Genomic DNA, 10,939 nt, shown 5'->3' on the forward strand with positions numbered 1-10,939 from the left:
TTGGTGCGAAGCGAACTGTCCACCATGCGGCTGCCGAGCTTGACGACAAGCCCGCCGATGATGGCCGGATCGATCTTCACGTTGAGCGCGACATCCTTGCCCGTCACTGATTTCAGTGCGGTCTTCAAGGCGTCGAGATTCTTGTCACTGAGCGGTTCGGCGACGGTGACGTCGGCCGTGGCTTCGCCCTTGAACCTGGCGACCAGCGCGCGGAAGGCGCGGATCACGTCGCCGACCGCGAACAGCCGGCGGTTGGCGGTGAGCACCTTCAGGAATTTGGCGCTGATGCCGGAAATTTCAGCCTTTTCGAGCACGGCGGCCAGGGCCTTCGACTGCACGTCGGCGCCGAAGATCGGGCTGCGTACCAGGCGCGTCAGGTCGGCGCTCCCTGCCAGCATGGCCTCGAACTTGTCGAGGTCCGCCTTGACGGCGTCGATGGATTTTTCGTCACGCGCCAGCTCGAACAGAGCTGTTGCGTAACGACCGGACATTCCCGAAACGGACGGATCTTCTGCTGCCACGAATGCGCTCTTCAGGCTGTCAAATTGCAAGGGACCGACAAGGGAAAAACCATCGCCAAATTCGGCGCTAGCTATCCAAGTCCTTGGAATTCAAGCGGGACTTCGATTCTCAGGCCACAACACAGCATTGTGTCCCGTTCAAATCGCGGCTTTGCTAACATAGCCCGCGCAGGTGTGCAACGCGACGAACGCGATTGGCGATGCCTTGTCGCAGGTGCGCGGCAAGAATCCTTCCGACGGCATCCGAGGTCTTAATCAGGGGGTGTCGCGGGGAAGGTCGCTTCGCCGTTTCCGGCGCCCGGCCACCGTCGCGACTTGCGACCCTCGACGGGTGGACGCCTCGCGGCTGAAATAAAAGTCCGGAATGCACGCAGCGGAATCCGGCTCCGGCATGCCCATCCTCCGCGAGTAGTGTTTGCTTAACTTTTACTTGCCGAATGCTGGCCATGCCCGCCGAGCACTTTACTGTACAGTATTGGACTGTATATCGAAGTATAATACTTAGTTAAAAATTTGTTAAGTCGCCACGTTAGCCATGAAACAATCGATCAAAAGATATTTCATCTGTTAACGGAACGAAATGCTTGCCAATCTTACGCCTTATTGTGCCTTCAACGGTGCCTCCATCGAAATGGGACGGGGGTCCACTTGCCGCATATGTGGTAATACTGTCTGAGGGTCTACAAAAATGCTGCGACATGGAAAATTAGTGCTGGGCGCGATCGCCCGGCCGCGGACCGCACTCGCTCTGATGGCTGCGACCATCGCGTTTGCCGGTACCGTCTCCGAGGCTTCGGCCAAATCCCGTCATCACCATCATCATCGCCACCACGCCCATCATGCCCGCCACGCGGCCGCGACCAACCCGCTGGACGCCAATGCGTCGATCGCGTCGAGCGGCGGCCGCAGCTTCTCCGGCATGGCGTCGTTTTACGGCAATGAATCCGGCAGCCGCACGGCCTCCGGCCAGCGCTTCAACCAGGGCGCCATGACGGCGGCCCATCGCTCGCTGCCGTTCGGTACCAAGCTACGCGTCACCCATGGCGACCGCAGCGTTGTGGTCACCATCAACGATCGCGGCCCGTTCATTCGTGGGCGCGTGCTCGACCTGTCGAAGGGTGCGGCCAGCGTCATCGGCCTGACCAGCCGCGGCGTCGGCCGCGTTGTCGCCGAGGTCATGTAAGCAGCGCCGCTCTCCGCTGCGGTTACAGAGTTTTAGTAAGCGTTCCGTTGAGTTGAGTAACAAAGCCTGCCGTCAGCGATGACGGCAGGCTTTTTGTTGGGTGAACAGCACACTGTCATTCCGGGATTCGCTGTTGTCGGCGAAGCCGGCTGCAGCGAAGACCCGGAACGACAGTGTGCTACAAAAAGCTCTGCGGATCGACATCGACCTGGAGTTTGAGGTTGCCGGTCGTCTTCGGGCCATGCGCGAGCCAGTCGCGCAGGTAGCCGGACAGATCGACGTTGCGTGGCGATTTCACCAGGATGCGGAAACGATAGCGGCCCTTGATGACCGCGAGTGGCGCCTCGGCCGGGCCGAGCACCTGGATGCGCTCGTCTATCGGCGAGACGCTGACCAGCTTGCGCGCAAAGCCCTCGGCGGTTGGGCGATCGCCCGCCGAGATGATCAGGCTGGCCAGGCGGCCGAACGGCGGATAGCCGGCGCGTTCGCGGGCGTCGATCTCGGCGCCATAAAACGCTTCGCGGTCGGCGGCGATCAACGCCTTCATCACGGGATGTTCCGGCTGGTGGGTCTGCAGATAGCCGATGCCGCGGCCCTGTTCGCGGCCGGCGCGGCCGATCACCTGGTTGAGCTGCTGGAAGGTGCGCTCGGCGGCGCGCGGATCGCCATTGCCGAGGCCGAGATCGGCATCGATCACGCCGACCAGATTGAGCCGCGGAAAGTTGTGGCCCTTGGCCACCAGCTGGGTGCCGATGATGATATCGACGCGGCCTTCCGCAATTTCGGTGAGTTCGGCGCGCATCGCGTCGATCGAGGTGATGAGGTCGCTCGACAGCACCATCGTGCGCGCGTCGGGGAACAGTTTGGCTGCTTCCTCCTGCAGGCGCTCGACGCCGGGGCCGATCGCCGCCAGCGATTCCTCGGCGCCGCAATGCGGGCAGAGATGCGGGCGCGGCGTCGAGAAGCCGCAATGGTGGCAGACCAGCCGCTGGCGAAACCGGTGATCGACCAGCCAGGCATCGCAAATGTTGCAGGCGAAGCGGTGACCGCAGCCGCGGCACAGGGTCAGCGGCGCATAGCCGCGGCGATTGAGGAACAGCAGCGCCTGTTCCTTGCGGTCGATCGCGACCTGCACGGCCTCGGCCAGCCGCGGCGCAATGAAGTGGCCGCGCATCGGGCCTTCGCGGCGCAGGTCGATGGCTTTGATGTCAGGCATGTGCTGGCCGCCGAACCGGCTGGGCAGCACGATGCGCTGGTAGCGCCCCTTGCGTGCGTTGACCTCGGTCTCCACCGATGGTGTGGCTGACGCCAGCACGATCGGGATTTTTGCGATCGAGGCGCGCACCACCGCCATGTCGCGGGCGTGGTAGTGCACACCCTCGGCCTGCTTGTAGGCTTGGTCGTGCTCTTCATCGACAATGATCAGGCCGAGCTTCGCATAAGGCAAAAACAGCGCCGAGCGTGCGCCGACCACCACATGGGCCTCGCCGGATGCAATGGACGCCCAGTTGCGCGCGCGGCTGCGCGGCGTCATCTCGGAATGCCATTCCAAGGGACGCACGCCGAAGCGCAGCGCGAAGCGGTCCAAAAATTGCCCGGTCAGCGCGATCTCCGGCATCAGGATCAGGGTCTGCTCGCCGCGCCGCACGGTCTCCGCGACGGCCTCGAAATAGACCTCGGTCTTGCCTGACCCGGTGACGCCATCGATCAAGGCGACGTGGAAGTCGCCCTTTGCCGCAAAGGTCCGCATCGCATCCGCGGCGGCGCGCTGGTCGTCCGAGAAATCCGGTTCGCAGAACGTGGGATCGGGCGCCGGCGGGGGAAGAGCGCGCGCCATCGGTTCGATCGCCAGCGTACCTTCATCGACGAGGCCGTCGATCACCCCGGTGCTGACGCCGGCCTCCTTGGCGGCTTCGGATTTACCGTGCAGCAGCCGGTCGGAGAGAATCTCGATCAGCCGGCCGCGCGCCGGCGTCATCCGCTTCGGCACATCGCCGACGAGACGCACGCCGAGACGCACGCGTTCGGGGCCGAGATGCTCGCCCATCCGCAGCGTCATCTTCATCACCATGCCGCGTGCCGACAGCGTGTAATTGGCGACCCAGTCGACCAGCGTGCGCAGTTCCTGCTTCAGCGCGGGGACGTCGAGTTTTTCGCCGACCTCCTTGAGTCGGTTGTGCAGCCGCGGGTTCGGGTTGGCATTCTCTGCCCAGACCACGCCGATCACGTCGCGGGCGCCGAGCGGCACGGTGACGATATCGCCGGGCTGCAGGTCGAGCCCGCGGGGCACCTTGTAGGAATAGGCCTGGTTCAAGGCCACGGGCACCAGCACATCGACCACGCCTGACGATGTTTTCGGGGTGCGCGCGGAATCGTCCATCGGGAATCGGGGCTCGGAGGGGATGAGGTGTCGGCCTAACTTAAGGTCGCGCGGCCGTCCCGGCCAGTCGCTTCACGAAGGTTAAACCGGGCCGGTGTGATAATGTCGCCCTGTTCGCGCATCGCGCCCTGCAAGGCAATCTCATGGCCAAACCTTCTTCCAAAGCGCCGATCCCTGCCAAATCGATTCCTGCGCCGATCGACCTGCCCTGCGCGGCGGAGGATATTTCGCTGCAGATGACCCGCTGGCTGTCGCATCTGCGCGCCGAGCGGCGGCTGTCGCCGAAGACGTCGGAGGCCTATTCGCGCGATCTCCGCCAGTTCCTGATGTTCCTGGCCGAACACTGGGGCGCGCGGGTCAGCATTCCCCAATTTGCGAAACTCGAGGCCAGCGACGTTCGCGCCTTCATGGCGTCACGCCGCGCCGACGACATCGGCGGCCGCTCCTTGATGCGGGCGCTGGCCGGGCTGCGCTCGTTCGGGCGGTTTCTGGAGCGCGAGGGGCTCGGCAATGTCGGCGCGCTCTCAGGCATCCGTGCGCCGAAAATCGGCAAGAGCCTGCCAAAGCCGATCCAGATGGTCTCCGCCAAACGCCTGACCGACGCCGACGAGCGCGCCGGCGAGAACCGCGATCCGTGGATCTGGGCGCGGGATGCCGCCGTGATGGCGCTGTTGTACGGCTCCGGCCTGCGCATCTCCGAAGCGCTCGGCCTGAAGCGCCGCGAGGTGCCTCAGCCCGGTGCGGGTGACGTGCTGATCGTCAACGGCAAGGGCAACAAGACCCGGATGGTGCCGGTGCTCCAGAACGTTCTGGCGCTGATCGCGGAATATGCCGCGATGTGCCCGCATCCGCTGCCGCCGGACGGCCCCATGTTCATTGGCGCCCGCGGCGGGCCGCTCAGCCCGCGCATCATCCAGCTCACCATGGAGCGGCTGCGCGGCGCGCTGGGGCTGCCCGACAGCGCCACCCCGCATGCGCTGCGGCACTCCTTCGCCACGCATCTTTTGACCCGCGGCGGCGACCTTCGCGCGATCCAGGAACTGCTTGGCCACGCCTCGCTGTCGACCACGCAGATCTATACAGGGATCGATACCGAGCGGCTGTTCGAGGTGTACAAGACCGCGCATCCGCGGGCCTGACGGCGCGCGAGGGTTGTGACAACCACATTATGCTTGCCTGACCCAATCCGTTCGGCCAATGCTCCCGCATTATCAGCAGGGAGATTGGGTCGATGAGCGCGCACGAAAGCATGGAGCACGCCGAGCACGCCGAGCATGCGTCCGGCTCCAACAAGAAGATCGCGCTGCTGATTGCGGTGATCGCCTTGTTTCTGGCGCTGTCGGAAACCCTCGGCAAGGGCGCGCAGACCGAATCGATCAGCAAGAACGTCGAAGCCTCCAATCTCTGGGCGTTCTTCCAGGCCAAGAGCATCCGTCGCACTGTGGTGCAGGCGACCTCGGATCAGGCCCGGCTCAGCCTCGGCCTGATGGGCGACGAAGCCGCGAAGGCGGCGCTCGGCAAGCAGATCGACGACTGGAAGAAGACCGCGGATCGCTACCGTTCCGAGCCGGAGACCGGCGAAGGCCAGGACCAGCTTGCTTCGCGCGCCAAGCACGCCGAGGAAGAGCGCGATCTCGCGATGGCGAAGTACCATCACTTCGAAGTCGCATCGGCCGCGTTCCAGATCGGCATCGTGTTGGCTTCGGCGACCATCATCACCGGCATGATCGCGCTGGCATGGGTATCTGGACTGCTCGCGGTGGCCGGCGTCGGCTTCACGCTGATCGGCCTGTTCGCCCCGCACGCCGTGCATTTGATGTGAACTCACAGTCATTCCGGGGCGCGCTTTAGCTCGCAGCTAACGCTGCTTGCGCTCCGGAATGACAAAGCGGGAGGCTAAGTCGTCGCCCTCTCGCCCGCTTGCATCACCGCGTCGATTGCGCGCGGTGGCGAAGTCGCTGGATCAGCCGCATCCAGCGCGATGACGGGCCGGAGCGCAGGCCGGCGGTGACGGCCTTGATGCGCGCGAGGACCGGCGCGACCAGCTCACTGGCGCGGCGGCGGATATCGAGAATGAATTCGTAGACGGCACGAAACCAGCCCATCTGCAGCAGCTTCGGCCGGGTGACGTCAAAGATGAAGGCGGCGACGCCGACGCCGAGAAATTTGCTGAACACGATCAGCAACAGGGCGCTGAACCAGTACTGGTTCATCAGCAGCCAGGCACCGGCGAGTTTGAGCGGAAACAGCAGCACCGCCGGTACGATGAAGACCACCAAGGTCAGCGCTGGCGACATCCGTTCGATCCGCCGCGCCAGCCAGACTTTGAACCGTCGTAATGGAATCCGCGCGACGATGCGCGCCACGATCGGCTCGAGGTGGTCCCATAGCCACGCCTCGACCAGGAAGATCAAGGCCAGCAGAACCACCAGCGGGTGCAGCATTCGGCGTATCATCGGCGTTTGTCCCAGGAGCCCCGCCCGATGAATCGGAGCGGGGCACTAGCTTTTGTCACACGCGCTTATGTGAGTACGAACCGCCAGCCACTTCGTCGAAAACGCGCGGCACGGCTGTGCCGTCCGTGGCTCACATATGGATCGCGCGCTTGGCGACCATGAACGCCGCTTCCTTGACCGCTTCGGAGCGGGTCGGATGGGCGTGGCAGGTGCGGGCCAGATCTTCGGCCGAACCGCCGAACTCCATCAGCACGCAGCACTCGTGGATCATCTCGCCGGCTTCGCGCCCGATGATGTGAACGCCGAGCACGCGGTCGGTCTTTGCATCGGCGAGGATCTTCACGAAGCCATCGGTGGTCTGGTTGACCTTGGAGCGGCCGTTGGCGGTGAACGGGAATTTGCCGACGGAGTAAGCGACGCCGGCGGCCTTGAGTTCTTCCTCGGTCTTGCCGACGGTGGCGACTTCAGGCGTCGTGTAGACCACGCCCGGAATCACGTCGTAGTTCACATGGCCGGCCTGGCCGGCGAGCAGTTCTGCGCAGGCAATGCCTTCGTCTTCAGCCTTGTGCGCCAGCATCGGGCCAACGACCACATCGCCGATCGCGAAGATGCCCGGGACGCTGGTGGCGAAGTGATGGTCGGTCTTGACCCGGCCGCGCTCGTCGAGCGTCACGCCGGCTTCCTTGAGGCCGAGGGATTCGGTGTAGGCCACGCGGCCGATCGCCACCAGGATCACGTCGGCTTCGATGGATTCCGCAGCGCCGCCGGCGGCCGGCTCGACCTGCGCCTTCAGGCGCTTGCCGGACGTGTCGACGCCGGTGACCTTGGCGCCGAGCTTGAAGGTCATGCCCTGCTTCTCGAGAATGCGCTGGAATGACTTCCCGACTTCGCCGTCCATGCCGGGCAGGATGCGGTCGAGGAATTCCACCACGGTGACTTCTGCACCGAGGCGGCGCCACACCGAACCAAGCTCGAGGCCGATCACGCCGGCGCCGACCACGATCATCTTCTCCGGCACCTTGTCGAGCGACAGCGCGCCGGTCGACGACACGATGCGCTTCTCGTCGATCTCGATGCCCTTGAGCTTCGCGACGTCCGAGCCGGTGGCGATGACGATGTTCCTGGTTTCCAGAACCTGCGTCTTGCCGTCGGCCGCCTTGACTTCAACCTTCCCGGTGCCGAGCACCTTGCCGAGGCCCATCACGACATCGATCTTGTTCTTCTTCATCAGGAACTCGACGCCCTTGACGTTGCCGTCGATGCCCTGCTGCTTGAATTCCATCATCTGCGGCATGTCGAGCGTCGGTGCGGAGACCTTGATGCCCATCTTGCCGAACGAATGGCCGGCTTCCTCGTACAGTTCCGACGCATAGAGCAGCGCCTTCGACGGCATGCAGCCGACGTTGAGACAGGTGCCGCCGAGCGTCGCGTTCTTTTCGACGACCGCCACCTTCATGCCGAGCTGCGCCGCGCGGATCGCGCAGACGTAACCGCCGGGTCCGGTGCCGATAACGATGAGATCGTAGGATGCCATGATGAAGTCCTGTAGTTTCAGTAGATATAGGGTGTCGGGGCGCTAGCGGCCACCGGACACGTCGAGAATGCTGGAAGTGATGTAAGACGCCTCGTCGGACAGCAGCCAGACGATGGCGTTGGCGATTTCGTCGGCAGTGCCGACGCGTTTCATGGGGACGTTGTGCGCCAGCCGATGCGCGCGATCGGGTTCGCCGCCTGACGCGTGGATCTCGGTGTCGATCAGGCCGGGCCGGATACCGACGACGCGAATACCTTCGGCGGCGACTTCCTGTGCCAGGCCGACAGTGAAACTATCGATCGCACCCTTGGAGGCCGCGTAGTCGACATAGGTATTCGGCGAGCCGAGCTTGGCCGCGACGGAGGACAGGTTGACGATCACGCCGCCCTTGGCGCCATGCTTCGTCGACATCCGCTTCACGGCCTCGCGGGCGCACAGCATGCTGCCGGTCACGTTTACCGTCATCATCCGGTTGATGCGCTCGGCGGTCATGTCCTCGACGCGGATGGAGGGGCCGACAATGCCGGCATTGTTGACCAGCGCGCCAAGCGGGCCGAAGGCATCGGCGGCCTTGAACAGTGCGAGAATGTCAGCCTCGGAGCCGACGTCGCATTTCACGGCGATGGCTTTGCCGTTGGTGGCTTCGATCGCCGCCACAACTTCATTGGCGGCCGCCTCGTTGCTGGCATAACCGACGACAACCTTGTAGCCGCGCGCCGCGACTTTCAGGGCCGCCGCGCGGCCTATGCCGCGGCTGCCGCCGGTGATGATGACGACTTTATCGGTCATGACCTGCTCCAGCTCGTTGGGTTCTTGGAGGTTGTTCTTGAAGGCTGTTCTTGCTCATGAACCGACGGCGTTGCCGCCGCCGGTTCATGATAGGGGATGCGAAGAAGAGATCAGAGGTCCAGAACCAGACGGGCCGGATCTTCCAGGGTTTCCTTGACGCGAACCAGGAAGGTAACGGCTTCCTTGCCGTCGATGACGCGGTGATCGTAGGACAGCGCCAGATACATCATCGGGCGAATCTCGATCTTGCCGGCGACCACGACGGGGCGCTCCTGGATCTTGTGCATGCCGAGGATGGCGGACTGCGGCGCGTTCAGGATCGGCGTCGACATCAGCGAACCGTAGATGCCGCCATTGGTGATGGTGAAGGTGCCGCCCTGCATTTCGTCGATCTTGAGCTGACCGTCGCGGGCACGCTTGCCGAAGCCTGCAATGGTCTTCTCGATATCGGAGATCGACTTGGTATCGCAGTCGCGCACCACGGGAACCACGAGGCCCTTGTCGGTGCCGACGGCGACGCCGACGTGATAGTAGTTCTTGTAGATCAGGTCGGTGCCGTCGATCTCGGCGTTGACGGCCGGGAGATCCTTCAAGGCCTGCACGCAGGCCTTGGTGAAGAAGCCCATGAAGCCGAGCTTGGTGCCATGCTTCTTCTCGAACACGTCCTTGTACTGCGAACGCAGCGCCATGACGTTGGTCATGTCGACCTCGTTGAAGGTCGTCAGCATCGCTGCGGTGTTCTGCACTTCCTTGAGACGGCGCGCGATGGTCTGGCGCAGCCGGGTCATCTTGACGCGCTCTTCGCGGGCGGCGTCATCGGCGGGCGAGGACACGCGAACCTGCACGGCGGCGGCGGGCTGGTTGACCGGGGTCGGCGCGGACGCCGCCTTCTCGATCGCAGCCAGCATGTCGCCCTTGGTGACGCGGCCGTCCTTGCCGGAGCCGGCCACATTGGCGGCATCAATGCCGCTCTCGGCAGAAATCTTGCGCACCGACGGCGCCTGCGGCGCATCGGACGGCGGGGACTTCTGGGTGGCGGCGGGAGCAGCGGCGGCTGCCGCGGGCGCGGCGGCCTTGGCGGGCGCCGGGGCAGCGGCCGGCCTGGCGCTGCCTGCGCCTTCGGTGATCTGGCCGAGCAGGGCGCCGACCGCGACGGTCTCGCCATCCTTGGCGACGATCTCGCCGAGCACGCCGGCCGACGGTGCGGGGACCTCGATGGTGACCTTGTCGGTCTCGAGTTCAACCAGGGGCTCGTCGACAGCGACGGCTTCGCCGGCCTTCTTGAACCAGCGGCCAATGGTGGCTTCCGTCACGGACTCGCCGAGCGTGGGAACGCGAATTTCAGTCATGGTCTGTTTCCTCTTGCGGCCGGACGGCCCGCTTGGCCGTCCACGCCTAAAATCCTGGAGAGAGATGCGGGGGGCACAAATGCCCCGCGCTGGCGCGGGGCATCGCGACTGTGGGTGGGTGTTAGCTCAGCGCCTCGTCGAGGAACGCCTTGAGCTGAGCAAGATGCTTCGACATCAGGCCGGTAGCGGTGGCAGCGGAGGCCGCGCGTCCGGCGTAGCGCGGGCGCTTGTGGGTGGCGTTGATCTGGTTGAGCACCCATTCAAGATAGGGCTCGATGAAGTGCCACGCGCCCATGTTGCGCGGCTCTTCCTGACACCACACGAATTCGGCGCCCTTGAAGCGGCCGAGCTCCTGCACCAGCGCCTTCAGCGGCACCGGGTAGAGCTGCTCGACGCGCAGCAGGTAGATGTCGTCAATGCCGCGCTTCTCGCGCTCCTCGTAGAGATCGTAATAGACCTTGCCGGAGCACAGCACGACGCGACGGATCTTGGCGTCGGGCTGCAGCTTGATCTTTTCGTCCGGCAGCTTCTCCGCGTCATCGTACAGGATGCGGTGGAAGGTCGTGCCGTCGCCGAGTTCGTCGAGCCTGGAGACCGCGCGCTTGTGGCGCAGCAGCGACTTCGGCGTCATCAGGATCAGCGGCTTGCGAATCTCGCGCTTGAGCTGGCGGCGCAGCACATGGAAGAAGTTCGCCGGCGTGGTGGCGTAGACCACCTGCATGTTGTC

At 64.4% G+C, this 10,939-nt stretch carries 9 protein-coding genes and 1 pseudogene; 3 read left to right on the forward strand and 7 right to left on the reverse strand.

Annotated elements, in window-relative coordinates; genetic code table 11:
- The coding region (locus JWQ24_RS14080; protein WP_299808936.1) for a F0F1 ATP synthase subunit delta at positions 1 to 521 on the reverse strand (521 nt) is incomplete at its 3' end.
- A gap of 688 nt (positions 522 to 1,209) precedes the next feature.
- Between JWQ24_RS14080 and JWQ24_RS14085 the strand changes: the two genes are divergently transcribed.
- Entirely contained in the window at positions 1,210 to 1,704 is a 495-nt protein-coding gene (locus JWQ24_RS14085; RefSeq protein ID WP_299808939.1) for a septal ring lytic transglycosylase RlpA family protein, read from the forward strand.
- 178 nt (positions 1,705 to 1,882) lie between these two features.
- Here the strand turns inward: JWQ24_RS14085 and JWQ24_RS14090 are convergent, their stop codons facing one another.
- Complete coding sequence (locus JWQ24_RS14090; protein WP_299808942.1) at positions 1,883 to 4,084, reverse strand: primosomal protein N'; 2,202 nt, start codon at positions 4,082 to 4,084, stop codon at positions 1,883 to 1,885.
- A gap of 143 nt (positions 4,085 to 4,227) precedes the next feature.
- On the opposite strand from JWQ24_RS14090, the gene JWQ24_RS14095 reads away from it, so the two are divergent.
- A complete protein-coding gene (locus tag JWQ24_RS14095; RefSeq protein WP_299808946.1) occupies positions 4,228 to 5,223 on the forward strand; it encodes a tyrosine recombinase XerC in 996 nt (331 codons plus the stop codon).
- 92 nt (positions 5,224 to 5,315) lie between these two features.
- Positions 5,316 to 5,906, forward strand: a complete 591-nt coding sequence (locus JWQ24_RS14100) for a DUF4337 domain-containing protein (RefSeq protein WP_299808949.1) — start codon at positions 5,316 to 5,318, stop codon at positions 5,904 to 5,906.
- Between the two features lie 103 nt (positions 5,907 to 6,009).
- Here the strand turns inward: JWQ24_RS14100 and JWQ24_RS14105 are convergent, their stop codons facing one another.
- The 5 genes and pseudogenes from JWQ24_RS14105 to sucA all read right to left on the reverse strand — a co-directional run.
- Positions 6,010 to 6,540 (reverse strand): hypothetical protein, encoded by a 531-nt coding sequence (locus JWQ24_RS14105; protein WP_299808952.1) that lies wholly within the window; start codon positions 6,538 to 6,540, stop codon positions 6,010 to 6,012.
- Positions 6,541 to 6,670: 130 nt separating this feature from the next.
- Entirely contained in the window at positions 6,671 to 8,074 is a 1,404-nt protein-coding gene (lpdA, locus tag JWQ24_RS14110) for a dihydrolipoyl dehydrogenase (protein ID WP_299808955.1), read from the reverse strand.
- 42 nt (positions 8,075 to 8,116) lie between these two features.
- Positions 8,117 to 8,863, reverse strand: a complete 747-nt coding sequence (locus tag JWQ24_RS14115; protein ID WP_299808958.1) for an SDR family oxidoreductase — start codon at positions 8,861 to 8,863, stop codon at positions 8,117 to 8,119.
- A 110-nt stretch (positions 8,864 to 8,973) separates the two neighbouring features.
- Positions 8,974 to 10,212 (reverse strand): 2-oxoglutarate dehydrogenase complex dihydrolipoyllysine-residue succinyltransferase, encoded by a 1,239-nt coding sequence (odhB, locus tag JWQ24_RS14120; RefSeq protein WP_299808961.1) that lies wholly within the window; start codon positions 10,210 to 10,212, stop codon positions 8,974 to 8,976.
- A gap of 121 nt (positions 10,213 to 10,333) precedes the next feature.
- Positions 10,334 to 10,939 (reverse strand): annotated as a pseudogene (gene sucA / locus JWQ24_RS14125) (2-oxoglutarate dehydrogenase E1 component); the annotation flags it as partial.

It is taken from the genome of Tardiphaga sp., from assembly GCF_028290495.1.
GTDB lineage: Bacteria > Pseudomonadota > Alphaproteobacteria > Rhizobiales > Xanthobacteraceae > Tardiphaga.

What these genes read in the sequence shown, in the direction of transcription:
- JWQ24_RS14085 (WP_299808939.1), top strand. Translation starts at nt 1,210, where the DNA reads ATGCTGCGACATGGAAAATTAGTGCTGGGCGCGATCGCCCGGCCGCGG.
- JWQ24_RS14090 (WP_299808942.1), bottom strand. Translation starts at nt 4,084, where the DNA reads ATGGACGATTCCGCGCGCACCCCGAAAACATCGTCAGGCGTGGTCGAT.
- JWQ24_RS14095 (WP_299808946.1), top strand. Translation starts at nt 4,228, where the DNA reads ATGGCCAAACCTTCTTCCAAAGCGCCGATCCCTGCCAAATCGATTCCT.
- JWQ24_RS14100 (WP_299808949.1), top strand. Translation starts at nt 5,316, where the DNA reads ATGAGCGCGCACGAAAGCATGGAGCACGCCGAGCACGCCGAGCATGCG.
- JWQ24_RS14105 (WP_299808952.1), bottom strand. Translation starts at nt 6,540, where the DNA reads ATGATACGCCGAATGCTGCACCCGCTGGTGGTTCTGCTGGCCTTGATC.
- lpdA (WP_299808955.1), bottom strand. Translation starts at nt 8,074, where the DNA reads ATGGCATCCTACGATCTCATCGTTATCGGCACCGGACCCGGCGGTTAC.
- JWQ24_RS14115 (WP_299808958.1), bottom strand. Translation starts at nt 8,863, where the DNA reads ATGACCGATAAAGTCGTCATCATCACCGGCGGCAGCCGCGGCATAGGC.
- odhB (WP_299808961.1), bottom strand. Translation starts at nt 10,212, where the DNA reads ATGACTGAAATTCGCGTTCCCACGCTCGGCGAGTCCGTGACGGAAGCC.